Origin of the sequence: Candidatus Frackibacter sp. WG13, from assembly GCF_900114655.1 — a bacterium.
Taxonomy (GTDB): Bacteria; Bacillota; Halanaerobiia; order Halobacteroidales; family Acetohalobiaceae; genus Frackibacter.
On sequence record NZ_FOTT01000026.1, the window covers coordinates 1 to 16,908 of the forward strand.

At 33.4% G+C, this 16,908-nt stretch carries 15 protein-coding genes; 14 read left to right on the plus strand and 1 reads right to left on the minus strand.

Going from position 1 to position 16,908, the window contains the following annotated elements:
• The first annotated feature begins 102 nt into the window (after positions 1-102).
• Complete coding sequence (pdxR, locus tag BM077_RS11810) at positions 103-1,593, plus strand: MocR-like pyridoxine biosynthesis transcription factor PdxR (protein ID WP_089750604.1); 1,491 nt, start codon at positions 103-105, stop codon at positions 1,591-1,593.
• A gap of 104 nt (positions 1,594-1,697) precedes the next feature.
• Here pdxR and BM077_RS11815 read toward each other — a convergent pair whose 3' ends face one another.
• Complete coding sequence (locus tag BM077_RS11815) at positions 1,698-2,609, minus strand: LysR substrate-binding domain-containing protein (protein ID WP_089750606.1); 912 nt, start codon at positions 2,607-2,609, stop codon at positions 1,698-1,700.
• A 105-nt stretch (positions 2,610-2,714) separates the two neighbouring features.
• Here BM077_RS11815 and BM077_RS11820 point away from each other — a divergent pair, with 105 nt between their 5' ends.
• The 13 genes from BM077_RS11820 (at position 2,715) to BM077_RS11880 (ending at position 16,810) form a co-directional block, all read left to right on the plus strand.
• Positions 2,715-3,329, plus strand: coding sequence for a YeeE/YedE thiosulfate transporter family protein (locus tag BM077_RS11820; protein ID WP_089750607.1), 615 nt, complete (start codon positions 2,715-2,717; stop codon positions 3,327-3,329).
• Between the two features lie 18 nt (positions 3,330-3,347).
• Entirely contained in the window at positions 3,348-3,572 is a 225-nt protein-coding gene (locus BM077_RS11825) for a sulfurtransferase TusA family protein (protein ID WP_089750610.1), read from the plus strand.
• Positions 3,573-3,612: 40 nt separating this feature from the next.
• Positions 3,613-4,140 (plus strand): YeeE/YedE thiosulfate transporter family protein, encoded by a 528-nt coding sequence (locus BM077_RS11830; protein ID WP_089750612.1) that lies wholly within the window; start codon positions 3,613-3,615, stop codon positions 4,138-4,140.
• A gap of 397 nt (positions 4,141-4,537) precedes the next feature.
• On the plus strand, positions 4,538-5,311 hold the full coding sequence (locus BM077_RS11835) for a C-GCAxxG-C-C family (seleno)protein (protein ID WP_089750614.1): 774 nt from the start codon (positions 4,538-4,540) through the stop codon (positions 5,309-5,311).
• 14 nt (positions 5,312-5,325) lie between these two features.
• Positions 5,326-5,496 carry a Sec-independent protein translocase subunit TatA/TatB gene (locus BM077_RS11840; RefSeq protein WP_089750616.1) on the plus strand — a complete coding sequence of 57 codons (171 nt, stop codon included), beginning with the start codon at positions 5,326-5,328 and terminating at the stop codon, positions 5,494-5,496.
• Between the two features lie 215 nt (positions 5,497-5,711).
• Positions 5,712-7,676 carry a sigma-54-dependent Fis family transcriptional regulator gene (locus BM077_RS11845; RefSeq protein WP_089750618.1) on the plus strand — a complete coding sequence of 655 codons (1,965 nt, stop codon included), beginning with the start codon at positions 5,712-5,714 and terminating at the stop codon, positions 7,674-7,676.
• Between the two features lie 477 nt (positions 7,677-8,153).
• The gene (locus BM077_RS11850; protein ID WP_089750620.1) at positions 8,154-9,317 is read left to right on the plus strand and encodes an iron-containing alcohol dehydrogenase; all 1,164 of its coding nucleotides are present in this window, start codon (positions 8,154-8,156) and stop codon (positions 9,315-9,317) included.
• Between the two features lie 247 nt (positions 9,318-9,564).
• Positions 9,565-10,050 carry a 4Fe-4S dicluster domain-containing protein gene (locus BM077_RS11855; protein ID WP_089750622.1) on the plus strand — a complete coding sequence of 162 codons (486 nt, stop codon included), beginning with the start codon at positions 9,565-9,567 and terminating at the stop codon, positions 10,048-10,050.
• Positions 10,051-11,850, plus strand: coding sequence for an aldehyde ferredoxin oxidoreductase family protein (locus BM077_RS11860; protein ID WP_090095270.1), 1,800 nt, complete (start codon positions 10,051-10,053; stop codon positions 11,848-11,850).
• Between the two features lie 12 nt (positions 11,851-11,862).
• On the plus strand, positions 11,863-12,129 hold the full coding sequence (locus BM077_RS11865; RefSeq protein WP_089750623.1) for a ubiquitin-like small modifier protein 1: 267 nt from the start codon (positions 11,863-11,865) through the stop codon (positions 12,127-12,129).
• A 93-nt stretch (positions 12,130-12,222) separates the two neighbouring features.
• The gene (gene ligA, locus BM077_RS11870) at positions 12,223-14,268 is read left to right on the plus strand and encodes an NAD-dependent DNA ligase LigA (RefSeq protein WP_089750625.1); all 2,046 of its coding nucleotides are present in this window, start codon (positions 12,223-12,225) and stop codon (positions 14,266-14,268) included.
• A 403-nt stretch (positions 14,269-14,671) separates the two neighbouring features.
• Positions 14,672-15,967 carry an MFS transporter gene (locus BM077_RS11875; protein ID WP_089750627.1) on the plus strand — a complete coding sequence of 432 codons (1,296 nt, stop codon included), beginning with the start codon at positions 14,672-14,674 and terminating at the stop codon, positions 15,965-15,967.
• A gap of 30 nt (positions 15,968-15,997) precedes the next feature.
• Positions 15,998-16,810 (plus strand): Asp23/Gls24 family envelope stress response protein, encoded by an 813-nt coding sequence (locus BM077_RS11880; RefSeq protein WP_089750629.1) that lies wholly within the window; start codon positions 15,998-16,000, stop codon positions 16,808-16,810.
• Positions 16,811-16,908: the final 98 nt, after the last annotated feature.

A 16,908-nucleotide genomic window follows, 5' to 3' on the forward strand; every position in this document is an offset into this window, starting at 1 on the left:
TTATTACATTCTGTTCTAGTCTTTTAAAGTCAAAAAAAATGAAAAACTAAGAATAAGCGAGTATGAGTGAGATAATTTTAATTCAAAGAGGGAGGGATTGTTATGATTGAAAGGGTACAATTAGATCAATCTTCATCTAAACATTTATATATTCAATTATATAGTCAGTTAAAAGAGCTAATTGAGAGAAGAAAAATAAAATCCCATACCAAATTACCTTCAATTAGAAAGTTTGCTAAAGAGTTAGGAGTCAATAATGTAACTATTGTTAATGCTTATAATCTATTAGAAGAAGAAGAATTAGTTTATAAAAAGGTTGGTAGTGGAACTTATGTTGCTCCTATAGTTGAATTGAAGGATGATATTTACTTAGATGAAGAAGTATATATTGATGAGGATACTAAGTTTATAGAAGAGAAGAAAAGAGGTAGTAAGGAAGGTAAAATAATTAATTTTGCCACTGCTGCGCCAACTCCTGATTTATTTCCAATTAAACCGTTCAAAAGATTACTTAATAAGGTTTTAGACAGGGACGGGGGTTATGCATTTGGATATCAAAAGAGTCAAGGTTATTCACCGTTACGGAAATCTATTAGTCAATATATAGGTAAATGTCAGATAGAAGCTAGTATTGATGAAATTCAAATTATTTCTGGGGCTCAACAGGGAATTGATATTTTAGCTAAAACTTTTTTAGATTATGGGGATAAAGTCTTTGTAGAGCGCCCTACTTATCCTGGGGCAATTTCAGTCTTTAAATCGCGACATGCTGACATACGAGAGGTTCCTATTAGAAAAGATGGTATAGATCTTGATTTGTTGGAAGAGGAATTAGAAAAAGAGAAGCCTAAATTTCTTTATCTAATGCCTAATTTTCAAAATCCGACTGGTTATAGTTATTCGCAGGAGAAGAAAGAAAGAATATTAAAATTAGCTGAAGAATATGATTTACTGATTATTGAAGATGATTGTTTAAGTGACTTAAATTATGGAGTGGGTTATGGAGAAAATAAATTTTTAGCTTTAAAAGCAATGGATAAGGATGATAGAGTAATATATATCAAGAGCTTTTCAAAGATATTTATGCCTGGTTTAAGATTAGCGTTTTTAATCATTCCTGAACGTTATTTTGATGATATTCTTTTGTCTAAGTATATGTCAGATATTTTTACTGATGGTCTAGTTCAGCGAGTTTTAGACCTTTATTTTAGAGAAGAATTCTGGGAAGACCAGATTAATAAGTTAAAGCAGACTTATCAGAAACGATATGAAGTTATGGTTGTTGCTTTGAATAAATATTTGCCGCAAGAGGTTAAATTTATTACTCCTCAGGGAGGATTGAACCTTTGGTTAGAGTTGCCACAGGGACTTACTGTTAAGAAGTTATATGATAAAGCGTTTGCAGCAGGAGTTAATATTGCTCCTGGCACAGTATTTTATTATACTCAACCTCAAGAGGATAAGGTTAGACTTAGTATAGCAGCAGTAACTGAAGAAGAGATTAAAGAGGGAATAAAAAGATTAGGAAAAATTATTAGTAAGGAACTATCTAACAATAAAGACTGGGATAATAGTTGGATGCCTATGGTATAGGAAATTAACTATAATTCTATTCATTAAAACTAATCAAATAAAAAGGGGAATCTTCTTTAATATAAAAATAGTAATATAATAGCAGCTTTAAAATTAATAAGTTATCAACAAAAGATGTGTTCATTTTGAATATTTAAGAATTTAGTAAATCTAGTAATAATATTAGGTTGGTCAGTTTGATTTTGGTGAATTAACTTGAACTCTATAGTTAATCGGTCTTTAAATTTGTTCTGCATATTAATTACTTTAAGAAGGTCTTGATAAACTTCCTTTTTTATAGCTGAATGTGAAGCAATAGAGACTCCTAATCCAGATTCTACGGCTGATTTAATAGCAGTTATGCTTCCCATTTCTGCAACAATATTCAGACTATTAATGTCTATTTCATTTATTTCAAGAAATTGATTAAATTTTTGTCTGATACCGAAGTCTTCATTGAGTAATATAAGTGGAATATCTTTTAATTCTTCAATAGTAAATATATCTTGTTCATATTCTGTAGGTGATGCTATAAATTTTAATTTATCATGCATGATTGTCGTGGGCTTTAAATTGGTTTCCGAAGGGATTTCACCTTCTACAATACCGATATTAACTTCTTCTTTCAGTACTTTTTTAATAATATCTTCGGTGTGACCAATCTGTAGTTTAATATCAATTTTAGGATGTTTATCTTTAAATGTCCAGACTGTACAAGGTAGTAGATAATCTCCTGGTGTTACACTAGATCCTACTATTAATTGAGAATTTTCTAAATTAAGATGTTTATCAATTTCTTTTTCTAATTCTTCGTGAGTCTGTAAGATATTTTTTGCATAATCGTAGACTGTTTGACCTGCTGAAGTTAAGCTTACTCCTTGGTTATTTCGATTAAATAATCTAGTACCATAATATTCTTCCATTGATTTAATATGCTTGCTGACGGCTGGTTGACTTAAATATAATAGACTAGCTGCTTTCGAAAAACTTTTTACTTTTACCACAGTAGTAAAAATTTGAAATTGGTAGATTTTCATTATTATCACCTTTTATTTTAAGTTTTTGCTTAAGTAAACTTTTCAACTAAATAGATTAATATTCCTGCATGTTATCGAATATTAATAATAAAGAAAGGGATTCAAATGTTAAAAAAAGAGAAGCAGTTAAAATGGTTTGTGATTATTCTATTAATTTCTTTAGGCTTTGGATTATTATTATTATACTTATCTCTTGATTTATCGATACTTTGGTTTATAGGTTTGATGATAGGGTTTATTTTACAGAGAGCTAACTTCTGTTTTGCTGGTGGCTTTTTAAATTTCTTTTTATTTAGAAACACTAAATTAATAAGAGCAATTATTATTTTAATTGGAATTTCAACTATAGGTTTTGCTATTTATCAATACCTTACCTTTAATAGTTGGAACCAAGTTTTAGGACAGGTTTTACCTTGGGGACTATACACAATTGTTGGTGGATTTATATTTGGTTTAGGAATGTCTTTAGCAGGAGGATGCGCATGTAGTAGTTTGATGCGTGTTGGAGAAGGAACAATTATCTTTGTGATTGTAATTTTTGGTTTTATAATTGGGAATAGTATTGCGATAGTTCATTTGGAATGGTGGATAGATAAGTTTACAGTAGCAACTATTTTTATTCCTAAGTATTTAGGATGGGTAAGAGCAGTTTTATTACAGGTGATAGTTTTATCTTTATTGTATAATTTCTTTAGTTGGTTTGAAAAAAGAGGAAACTAATATTTTGAGGTGAAGTAAATGACAGAAGAAGTTTTAGAATTATTAGGAGAAGTATGCCCGATTCCTTTGTTAAAGACAGAGAGTGAAATTAATACATTAACTGCTGGTGATAGATTAATAATTAAGGTGGATCATACTCAGGCAGTAAGAAATATTATGGATTGGTGTGAGGATAATGGTTATGAATTTAATATTGATGAAGTAGCTCCTGGTATTTGGAAAGTGGAAATAATCAAACTTTAAATGGTAATTTAAATAAGAAGAAAGTAAGGGAGTAATAATTATGCAATTAATTAATAAGCTATCTGTTTTAGTGAAGAATAACTGGTCTTATTGGTTAGGGGGACTTTTGTTAGCTATATTAAATATTTTGATCTTTGTTTTAACAGATGAACCTTGGGGGATTACTACTACTTTTGCTCTTATAGGGGCTAGTGGTATGAAATTCTTAGGGGTTGATATTTCTCAGTGGTCATATATAAGAGATATTCTTCAAGGGAAAGATATTATTGATTATTTATTAACATATAGGGGAACTATTTTAGATTTAGGGATAATTATTGGTTCACTTTTATCTATTCTATTGTCTATGCAGCTTCGTTTTCGAAAAATCCATAAGTGGAAAAGAGCTATAAGTGCATTAATTGGTGGAATATTAATGGGTTATGGTGCGCGGATAGCCGGAGGATGTAATATAGGTGCTATGGTTACGGGAATTGCATCTATGTCGATTCATGGTTGGATCTTTGGTATCTTTCTTTTGGTAGGAGTTTATATAGGAGGTAAATATATAAAGGCAGTTATGTTATAGTTTGGAGTAATAATTAAAAAATAAATATTTTCACTAAAGGATACCTAATTAGGTATCCTTTTTTTGATGAGATAGCTTTGGGTTATAATACTTAGTTATAATGGTATAATGCATACTAATAGCGAGTATAGAGGAGAAAACAAGATAATATTGAATATATTAAATATAGACAATAAATAATAAAGTTTTACAGATTATAATAAGAGTAGACAATATTATTTTTCAAGATTTATTAGTGAAAGAATTCATTTTCACAAAAATATATTGCTTTAAGGAAGGGGGGATAAATCTTATAATTTAAGATTTTATTTCTAACATAAAAGCATGTTAAAAGGGGAAGGGAATTAAGGATAGGTTTTTACAATAATTTACTAAAACTAACTTGGGGGTGCGAAAAATGACAGATAAGAAGAATGAAAAGATGTCTCGAAGAAATTTTTTAGCTAGTGCAGGAGGAGTAGCAGTTGGAGCGATTGTAGCAGGTACAGGTTTAAGTTTATCAAGTTCAGAAGCAGAGGCTGGAGGACTCCCGGAATATCCATGGACAAATTATTTTGATAAAAAGTTGGATGTAGAGAAGGTAAGAGAAAAAGGAACTAAATACTATCATGAAGGTAATCATTGCGGTGAAGCTACTTTTAGAGCTTTAACTGAAGAATTAGGACATCCATTTGATAAGGTTCCGTCTCAAACAATGTGGTTTGGAGCTGGAGGTGGAGCAGGTTGGGCAACTCTTTGTGGAACAGTAAATGGTTCTGGAGCTGCTTTTTCACTATTATATGGTAGAACAGGAGATACAATGAAATTAACTCAGGAGTTATTTGGCTGGTATAGTGAAACTCCTTTACCTCGAAAGGAGAATAGTAGTCAAGCTAAAAGTGTAGCTGGAAATCCACTTTGCCATGCATCAGTTACTAACTGGTGTGAGGCATCAGGTAAGAAGTCATTTTCTCAAGAACGAGCTGATCGTTGTGGTCGATTAGCTGGTGATGTAGCGGCTAAAGCTGCAGAATTATTAAATGCAAAGTTAGCTGGAAACTTTGTGCCAGCTTATGAAATTCCTGAAGAAGCGAAGGAATGTATGAATTGTCATACTAAAGATAGTATGCTAGAAAATACACGAGGCAAGATGAACTGTACAACATGTCATGATGACCCACATGATTCTTAATAGGAGGGGTAAACATGTTTGGTTTAGGTCCTACAGAATTAATCTTAATTTTGGTTATAGCTTTGGTGATTTTTGGCCCTAGTAAACTACCGGAGATAGGTAAGTCAATTGGTAAAGGGATTAGTGAATTTAAGTCAGCAGCTCAGGAAATAGAAGAAAAAGTTGTTGATAACTCTAAAGAGTAAGGTCTTAAAAATAATTTAGAGTGTTTGTTATATTAGTTATAATTGATGCTAGAAGCTTTTATGCTTCTAGTTTTTTCTCTGTGGAGTATTAAGATTAAATATAGTTAATTATTTAAGTATTGCAGGATTAATACAATAATTGTAGAATCTTATCATTGAGAAGAAGTCAATAATTACTACTAGCTAACATTGCAAGTAGGAAGGGGTCATTATAAATGGAAAAAGATTTAGAGAAGATAACTAATGCATGGCAGGCTTATATTTCTCAAGGGAGAATAAAGCAAGGTTTAAACCAGGAGATTAAAAGGTCATGGCAAAGATGTGCGGAATATAAAATTGACCCTTTGCAAGATTCTTCAACTCACATTTTGCAGGAAAATAATCTGCGAGAGAAACTAGATAAGTATGAAGAAGTAATTAGAATAGCTACACCGATTATGAAAGAGCTATATAAAGCTATTAAAGGCTCAAATTTCATGATGCTTTTAACTGATGAGCAAGGATATATATTAAAAAGCATTGGTGATGATAGCTTTATGAGTTCAGCTCAAGCTGTCTATTTAATTGAAGGTGCAAGTTGGCATGAAAGAATAAAAGGTACTAATGCTATTGGGACAGTTATTGAAGAGCAAAGTCCTTTGAATATATATGCAAGTGAACATTTTTCTCAAGAAAATCACTTCTTAACTTGTTCAGCTGCGCCAATATTTGATGCTGATGATAATTTTATAGGAGTTTTAGATGTTTCGGGTAATTATCAGAGTGCTCATCAGCATACGTTAGGAATGGTAGTGGCTGCTACTAATGCTATCAGGCAACAGTTGTTATTAAGGAATATGCAGCAAGAGTTGATGATTTCTGAAAAGAAGCAGAGATTAATCTTAAATTCATCATCAGAAGGGTTCTTTACTATCAATAAAAACGGAGTCATTACTCAAATAAATCAAAAAGGGAGTAAGTTATTAGGACATGCACCTCAAGAATGTATTGGTAAAGAACTTGAAACTTTTTTTCCGGATTCTACATTCTCTTCATTAATGGAATTAACAACTGAAGGACAGCATAAAGAAGAAATAGTTTGGAATTTAAAGAGAGAAAAACTGCAGGTTACTTCTAAAGCTCAAAGAATTTTTAATGAAGATGAAGAAGTTACAGGGTTAGTAGTTAAGGTCAATGATTTTAATGCACAAGATAAGTCTATGACCAAGGAAATAGAAAAAAGAGCGAATTATTCTTTTAGTAATATAATAGGAGAAAGTAAAGCAATAACTGATGCAATTAAGATGGCACAAAAAGTAGCTATTAGTGATTCTACAATTTTATTAACTGGGGAAAGTGGTACTGGTAAAGAATTATTTGCTCAAGCTATTCATAACCAAAGTTTTCGTCAGGAAGGACAGTTTGTAGCGGTTAATTGTGGAGCTATTCCAAAAGATTTAATAGAAAGTGAACTCTTTGGCTATCAGGAAGGGGCTTTTACCGGTGCTAAAAAGGGTGGCAAGCCTGGTAAATTTGAAATAGCTGATGGAGGGACTATCTTTCTTGATGAGATTGGAGAGATGAACCTTAATGCTCAGGTTAAATTACTACGTATTTTGCAAGAAAAAACGGTTGGTCGGATCGGTAGCAATGAACTAATTCCTATTAATGTTAGGATTATTGCTGCTACTAATAAGGATTTGAAGGCAAGAGTTGAAGTTGATAAATTTAGAAAAGACCTTTATTATCGTTTAAATGTAATTAATATAAATCTTCCGCCTTTAAGAGAAAGAGAAAACGATGTAATTATTTTGGCTAAACATTTGCTACAAAAATTAGGTAAAGTATTAGGAAAGCCTAATCTTGATTTATCGGAGCAGGTAAAAGTAATATTTAGAAATTACAACTGGCCAGGTAACATAAGAGAATTAGAGAATATAATTGAGCGAGCTTTAAATCTAACGGAGGGAACAGTAATTAAGAAAGAACACCTTCCTGACTATCTTAAGAAGCAAGAGGTTGTAGCAAAATTAGAGAATGGTAGTAAATTGTTGTCTATAGAGGAAGCTGAAGCCAAGGCCATTAGAGAGGCGCTTGAACATTTTGAAGGGAACATTAGTCAAACAGCTCGATGTCTAAAGATAAGTAGAAATACATTATATAGAAAACTTAATAAATATGATATAGATATTGAAAATTAAATTATTATTCAAGTAATTTAATATGTTTGAGAATTAGGAGCTATTTAGATTGCAATTCTAAATAGCTCCTTTTTTATCTTACTAGGAAATTATACTTGATTTCAAATTATTGATTTTGTTCTTTATTATCTGTATTCTCGAAGTGTTATATTTTGTAACAGTGGTAAAAAATATAACAGTAAGCTTAAGTAGTTGTTAATAAGTGGTTTAGAGAAAAAGTGTTATAAAATCTAACAAGCAAACCTAAGTTTAGAAGATAATACTTTAAATATAATGACAATTATGTATATTGTGATTTTTATAACTAGGATATTTTTATATTTATTGTTATAACATGTAATATAAAATGTAGTAATATGAACTTTTATGTAATTAATGCTAAAAAATCTATAAAATAATTATTTTTGGCCATCCTTGGAATATAACTTGCATTTAATATTAAGCAACAATTATTAAAAATCAGGAGGGAAATTTATTATGAAAAAGACTTATGGGTACTTTATGCCACCAGTTAATTTGATGGGAGCAGGATCAGTAGAGGAGATAGGGGACCAAATTAAGAAATTGAAAGGGACGAAAGCTTTAATAGTTACCGATGAAGTGTTAGTTGAAATAGGAATTGTTGAACAAGTAACAGACCAGATTGAGGAGGCTGGAGTTGAAACAGTAGTATTTGACGGAGTACAGCCTAACCCGACTGTTGGAAATGTTGAAGCAGGACTAGATCTTTTAGAAGCTGAAGATTGTGATGTAGTAGTTTCTGTTGGGGGAGGTAGTCCGCACGATTGCGCTAAAGGAATTGCTTTAGTTGCTACTAATGGAGGAGTAATTAATGATTACGAAGGTGTTGACCAGTCGACTAAGCCGATGATGCCGTTAATTGCGGTTAATACTACGGCTGGAACTGCTAGTGAGATGACTCGTTTCTGTATTATTACAGATGAAGAAAGACATATAAAGATGGCTATCGTTGATTGGAGAGTAACTCCTAATGTGGCGATTAATGATCCACTTTTAATGATGAAGAAGCCGCCAGCTTTAACAGCAGCAACTGGTATGGATGCTTTAACTCATGCTGTCGAAGCTTATGTATCTACGGAAGCAACACCGGTTACTGATTCAGCAGCATTAATGGCTATTGAGTTAATTGCCAAGAATTTAAGAAATGCGGTAGCTAATGGAGATAATTTTGAAGCTAGAGATAATATGGCTTATGCTGAATTTTTAGCAGGAATGGCTTTTAATAATGCTTCACTTGGTTATGTGCATGCTATGGCTCATCAATTAGGTGGTTATTATGACTTACCACACGGAGTATGCAATGCTATTTTATTGCCACATGTAGAGCGTTTTAACTTGATTGCTAATCCACAGCGTTTGGCTGATATTGCAGAAGCAATGGGTGAGAATATTGATGGTTTATCAGTAAGAGAAGCAGCAGATAAAGCTCTTGATGCTATTGTAACTTTATCAGAAGATATTGGTATTCCTCAGAGCTTAAGTGATTTAGAAGGGACTGAAGTTAAGAAAGAAGACTTTGAGGTATTAGCTGAAAATGCTATGAAAGATGCTTGTAGTTTAACTAATCCAAGAACAGCTACTAAAGAAGAAGTGATTGGAATTTTTGACGCAGCATTTTAATTGAAAAGTTATAAATAAGAGTGTGAGCTATGGATTAAAGATAGCTCACACTTATCTTATTACTTGTATCAGTTTGAGAGCAAAAAGCATATCTTTATGGAGTTTTATAATTAAACATTAAAATAATCTTATTCTTAGTATCAGAAAATTATGTTTTTAAGAAAGTTATGTCTCTTTAAATGAATGGTAAGTAGAAGAAGTATATTGATTTTGTGCTTATTTTAGAGAATAATAAGGAGGTTTCTTTATGCGTAAGACTTTATTGATTAATCCTAAAAAATGTACTGGGTGTAGAACTTGTGAATTAGTCTGTTCTTTAGAACATACTGATGAATTTAATCCTAGCTTATCGAGGGTAACTATGATAAATTTTCCAGAAGAAATAATAACTATTCCAGTAACTTGTCTTCATTGTCAGGAGCCAAGTTGTAAAAATGTCTGCCCAACTGGAGCGATTGAGAGAGATAAGGAGACAGGAGCGGTTGTTATTGTTGATGAAAAATGTATTGGTTGTAATATGTGTTTGATGGTTTGTCATATTGGAGCAATTAGCACAGTTGAACAAGAACGTTTAGAATATAATGTTAAGTGTAATCTTTGTGATGGAGAGCCGGAGTGTGTAGAGTTCTGTCCTACTGGTGCTTTAGAATTTGGACGTCCAGATGATATGTTATTAACTAGAAAGAAGAAAGTAGCGAATCAGTTACGTAGTTTGATTGAGGAGGCGATATAGATGAACGGCTGGATGGGACAGATTTTACGAATTAATCTCACAGAGGAAACAGTAAATGTGGAAGAATTAGACCAAACATTAGCTAAAGATTATATTGGCGCTCGTGGCTTAGGAACTAAGATTTTTTGTGATGAAGTTGAACCAACGGTTGACCCATTAGCGCATGAGAATAAACTCATTTTTGCTACTGGGCCTTTGACAGGAACAGCAGCGGTATCAGGAAGTAGATATAATGTAGTAACTAAGTCGCCTTTAACTGGCACAATAGCTGCATCTAATTCGGGAGGCTACTTTCCATCAGAATTAAAATATGCTGGTTATGATGTTGTTATCTTTGAAGGAAAAGCTTCACGACCGGTTTATATAGTGATTGATGATGACCAAGTAAAGATTGAGTCTGCTGAAGAACTATGGGGGGAGACTATTCTAGAAACAGATAATCAATTAAGAGCAAAATATGGTGATAACTTCAGGATTGCTGCTATTGGTCCAGCAGGAGAGAACTTAGTTAAGTTTGCTTGTATAATGAATGATCGTGAGAGGGCTGCTGGTCGCTCCGGGGTAGGAGCAGTAATGGGTTCTAAAAATTTAAAAGCGGTAATAGTGCGTGGAACGCAAGGAGTTAGAGTGGCTAACAAGGGCAAATTTAAAGATGTATTACGTAATTGCTTGGGTAAGATTAAAGAGTCGGGAGTAACTAACGAAGGCTTGCCTGCTTTAGGTACAGCGGTATTAGTTAATATTATCAGTGAACATGGAAATTTGCCTACACGTAATTTTCAGAAAGGCAATTTTGAAGGAGCGGAACAAGTTAGTGGTGAAGCTTTAGCAGATGAATTATTAGTAAAAAATAAAGCATGTGCCGGTTGTCCGATAGGCTGTGGAAGAGTATCTTTGGTGCCGGATGGCGAATATAAAGGTTTTGGAGAAGGTCCAGAGTATGAAACCCTTTGGGCTTTTGGACCTGACTGTGGCATTGATAATTTAGAAGCTATTACTAAAGATAACTTTATCTGTAATGAATTAGGATTAGACACAATTACTATGGGAACGACTATTGCTTGTGCTATGGAAATGTATGAAGAAGGTATAATTACTAAGGATGAGCTTGGTTTAGAATTAGAATTTGGTAATGCACAAGCTATGGTAGAGGCAGTTAAATTAACAGGAACTAGAGAAGGGATCGGAGACTTATTAGCAGAAGGTTCTTATCGCTTAGCTGAAAAATATGACTGCCCTGAATACTCTATGAGTAGTAAGAAACAAGAATACCCAGCCTATGATCCAAGAGGATCACAAGGGATGGGGTTAGAATATGCTACTTCTAATCGCGGTGGCTGTCACGTAAGAGGTTATCTAACTTCACCTGAAATACTGGGAATTCCTGAAGCTATTGATCCGTTGACTATAGAAGGTAAAGCAGAATGGGTTAAAATTTTCCAAGATCTAACCGGAGTAGTTGATGCTAGTGGTATCTGTTTATTTACTACTTTTGCTCTAGGTGGTGGAGATATTCATGAATTATTAGAGGCTGTAACCGGAGTAGGTTATACAGAAGAAGAGATGATGAAGGTTGGTGAAAGAATCTGGAATTTAGAAAGACTCTTTAATTACGAAGCCGGTGTAGGTCCAGATGAAGATAAATTAGCTAAAAGATTAGTAGAAGAACCTCTACCTGAAGGTCCGGCTGAAGGTAAAGTAGTAGGTTTAGAAACGATGTTGGAAGAATACTATCAGCTACGGGGTTGGACTCCTGAAGGGGATGTTAAAGAGGAGAAGATAGCTGAGTTAGGGATTTAGGTGATTAATACGATGAAAGTAAAACTTTTAGCTACTTTACGCAATATAACTGATTGTAATGAGCTAGAATTGGAAGTAGAGAATATTCAAGAAGTAGTAGAAAAACTAATCGAATTATATGGTGAGGAAATGAAAACAGAATTATTAGAGTCCGATCAGCTAGATGAAACCATTACTATCTTAGTTAATGGTAGGAATATGTTATATTTAAATGGGTTAAAGACTAAATTAAAGCGCAATGATATAGTAACTATCTTTCCACAAGTAGCTGGAGGATAGAATGAGGAAAGCATGTCCTACTTTAGGGCATGTCTTTTTTCTTTCTAGACAACTTTATTAATTAATGTTAAAATGATGTACGAGGTGATTGGGATGTCAGAGACCAAGGAACTTAAAGAAGAGATGAAAAATTTAGTTGCAAAATTAAATAAGTATAGTTATTATTATTATGTCTTAGATGAACCATTAATTAGTGACCGCGAATATGACAGACTTTATGATAGATTGGTAGAATTGGAAGAAGAGACTGGTGAAAGATTACCGAATTCTCCAACTCAAAGAGTAGGTGGAGAACCTTTAGATGCATTTGATTCTCATCGTCATCTAGCTCCATTATGGAGTCTGGATAAAGCGCAAAGCGGTGGGGAATTACGAGATTGGGACCAAAGAGTAAGACGTTTAATTGCTGAGTATAATCTGGGGAACTCTGATGCTTCTTTGCCTAAACCAACTTATACTGTAGAGTATAAGTTTGATGGTTTAACTATTAACCTTACATATAATGATGGGAAATTGGTTCAAGCAGCTACCCGGGGTAATGGTGAAGTAGGTGAAGCGATTTTAGAACAGGTGAAGACGATTAAGACAGTTCCTTTAGAGATTCCATTTCAAGCTGGAACTTTAGAGGTACAAGGTGAAGGAATTATGCGTTTATCGGTCTTAGAAGAATATAATAAACAGGCTGAAACTCCATTAAAGAATGCGCGGAATGCAGTAGCAGGAGCATTGAGGAATTTAGACCCCAAAACAACAGCAGAACGTAATCTAGATGCTTTCTTTTATAATATTGGTTATTATGAGGGAGTAGAGTTTGACAAACATTTAGAAATTTTAGAGTTTCTTCGTGAGAATAGATTTATGGTTAATGATTATGTAAATACTTTTACTGATATAGATGATGTTGTTGAAGAGATGGAAAGAGTTGAAGATGAATTAGAAGAATTGGATTATCTAATAGATGGTATGGTAATTAAGATTAATGATTTACGCACCCGAGAGGTTTTAGGTTATACTGCCAAAGCACCTCGTTGGGCGATTGCTTATAAGTTTGCTGCTACAGAAGTAACGACTACTCTTGAAGATATCATTTGGCAAGTAGGGAGAACAGGAAAGTTAACTCCTGTGGCTTTATTAGAGCCGGTTGATATTGAAGGAGCTACAATTCAAAGAGCAACTTTAAATAATTGGGATGATATCCAACGTAAGGATGTAGCGAAGGGTTGTCGAGTATGGCTGCGTCGTTCTAATGATGTAATACCAGAAATTATGGGGAGAGTAGAGATTGAGGAAGATGATAGAAGAGAGATAGAGCCTATTAATAAACCAGAAGAGTGCCCGGCTTGTGGAAGTGAATTAATAGAGGATGGAGTTCATATCTTCTGTCCTAATTCATTATCTTGTAAGCCACAATTAGTTTCGAGATTATCACATTTTGCCAGTCGAGATGCAATGGAAATCGAAACCTTTAGTGATAAGACAGCGGCGCAGTTATATGAAGAGTTAGAATTGCGAGATATAGCTGATCTTTACGAATTAGATTTTGAAGATTTATTAGAACTAGATAGATTTGGTGAAAAGAAGGCAAGAAACTTATTAGATGCTATTGAAGAGAGTAAAGATGTAGCGTTGTCATCTTTCATCTATGGTTTAGGTGTACCCAATGTAGGCAAGAATATAGCTCAGTTATTAGCTGATGAATTTAAATCTTTAGATGCAGTAATAGAAGCTAAAGAAGAAGAATTATTAGAGATTAATGGAATTGGTGAAGTAGTAGCTAAAGGAATAGTTAACTTTTTTAATGATGAGAATGTACAACAGAGTATTCAAGATATGTTAGAAGTTGGTGTTAATCCAACTCATGAAGCTATAGAGATAGCGACTGATGAAGATGAGAATATCTTTAATGATAAGACAGTAGTTATTACTGGTTCTTTACCAGGGTTAACCCGTAGTGAAGCTAAGGATAAGGTTAAGGCATTAGGTGGTAAAGCTACTAGCAGTGTGAGTGGTAATACTGATATTTTAATTGCTGGGGAAAGAGCTGGGTCTAAGTTAGATAAAGCTAAAGAGCTTAGTACTAAAATCATAACTGGAGAAGAGTTTGTGAAATTATTAGATGATTATGGATTAGATAGTTAAGGTAGATTCTTTCGCCATTTATTATTTCTCTACTACTCGATAGGATTATAATTATATATTAAATACAAAGGCAAATGTATGTGAAAGAAATAATATATATAATGATTAGAACACAAAAAGGTCATATTGAGCAAATCATACATTTTTCGGTCAACATCTTGGTGAGTAGGAGCCGAAAATATGGCCGAACCACAGGACGTGGTGAGCTAATCTCAGGACAGGATGTCCTATAGATTAGGAAGCCTTATTTTTGGCGTATACGAACCTTAGATGTTTCGAAAAATGTATTCTGCCGCGAAAGGTGACCTTTTTGTGGTTATACCATGTAATGTGATTAATTACAATAGAATCTGATATACAATATTAAATCAGAGTAGAAAAATAAAGATGGAGGCAATACTTAATGGCAGTACAAGAAAAATTAGAAAATGGAGCTTCTAATAAAGAACTAGAAGCGTTTGAAAGAGAAGTAGATGAAAATCTTAAACGTAACTTTACGTTAAATACTTTAGATGGTGCTTTCTTTGCTTTTGGTAAGAGCTTTGTTTCATTAAGTACTATCTTACCACTTTTTGTTAGAAAGCTAACGGATTTAACTTTTTTAGTAAGTTTGATTGGCGGACTCGACCGATTAGGCAACTATATTCCTCAGATACTTTCCGCTAAGTTTGTAGAAGATAAGAAGAAAAAGAAAGGGTTTGTTTTACTTTTTGGCGGTTTACAACGGTTAGCTTGGTTAGGAATGGCTTTAAGTACATTATTCTTTGCTAAAAGCTCAGAGGATATGTTATTATTCGGTTTCTTCTTATTCTTTGCACTTTATGCTTTTTCTTCGGGATTCTTTACTCCAATTTGGTTTGGTTTTATATCTAAAATAATTCCGACTAGAAAAAGAGGGAAGTTTTTTGGGACTAGAAGTTTCATAGGTAGAATCTTGGGAATTATAGGAGCAATGGTTGCTGGATGGATATTAAAGGAATATGCTTTTCCTATGAACTTTGTTTACTTATTTTCGCTAGCATTTATAGGTACTACTATTTCATATATCTTTGTGTGGGGGTCGAAGGAACCGGTCTATCCGGTAAGTAATGAAAAGAAGAGTTTAAAAGAATACTTTAGTGAGTTGCCGCAAATAATCAAACAAGATGATAATTATCGTAATTATTTAATAGCAAATGTGTTAATCCAATTCTTTTGGATGGCAAACAGTCTTTACACAGCAGCTGGAATTGATCTGCTAGGGGCTACTGATAAGACAGTTGGGTACTTTACGACTATTCTATTATCAGCTCAGGCAGTTGCTTATTTATTTTGGGGTTGGGTTGGTGATAAGAAAGGCCATAAGTTAGTTTTAGAGTGGGGAGCAGTCTTAAATGTTTTAGCTATAGTCATAGCTATTTTCGCTAAGAGTATCTTAGTCTTTTATCTGGTATTTATATTTAGTGGTTTTGCTTTAGGAGCTAATAGAATTTCATTATTAAATATTATTCCAGAATTTTGCCCGCCAGAGAAAGTATCAACCTATGTAGGAGTAACTAATTCATTAGCGGGTCTATCAACAGCTGCAATTATTATGTTTGGTGGAGTTTTAGTTGATATATTTAACTATTTTACAGCATTTAGTCTCGCTGGAATAGCTATGGCTGGCGGTTGGTTTATTTTGACTAATTATGTAAAGGAGCCTAGATATAATAGATAATAGGTAAATTAGTTCATTTGAGGTGAAAATATGAATGTATATGCGTTGGTAGGTCCAAGTGGAACCGGGAAGAGTCATCGGGCCCGGATGGTAGCTTTTGGTAATAATATTAACTATATTATAGATGATGGACTTTTGATTAGAGGAAGTAAAGTAATAGCAGGAAAGTCAGCCAAAGAAGAAGATAGTAAAATTAAAGCGGTTAAACGTGCTATCTTTATGGAAAAAGAGCATGCTAGCGAGGTCAAAGAGGTAATTAAAGAGTATGAGGTAGAGAGCTTATTAATCTTAGGAACTTCATTGAAGATGATTAATAGGATCATTACTGCTTTAGAGTTGCCTGAACCACAGGAGATAATTAGAATTGAAGATATAGCCTCGCCAGAAGAGATAGAAAAAGCCAAGTATCATCGGCAAAAGAAGGGAAAGCATGTTATTCCAGTACCTAATATTGAAGTTAAACCTAAATTTTCAGGTCAATTATTAGAAAAACTTGAACTGCTATTTTCTAATAAGGATGATGAAATTAAGGCTGAAAAGACTATAGTAAGGCCTAAGTTTAGTTATTATGGTAAACTATTAATAGCAGACCAGGCAATGACAGATTTGATAGAACATACTTTGAAACAGGACCAAAGGATAGTCGACATTAAGAAGATTAAGGTAGATCAAGATGATGAGGGAACAAAAATTTTGATTATTTTGACGATAGGGTACGGTTGGCAACTACATAGAGTTGCTCATGAATTACAATTGAGTGTTAAAGAGCTGATTGAGTATAGTACGGGTGTCAATGTAATGAATGTAGATATTGAAATTGCTGGTTTAATAGTTGAAAATTAATATTTAAGGTTCTTGCAGAATTAATTGCTGACATTTAAAATTCCGCATGAAATTTATTTAGTTAAAAATACAATTTTCAAGCACCTACTCTTAGATCT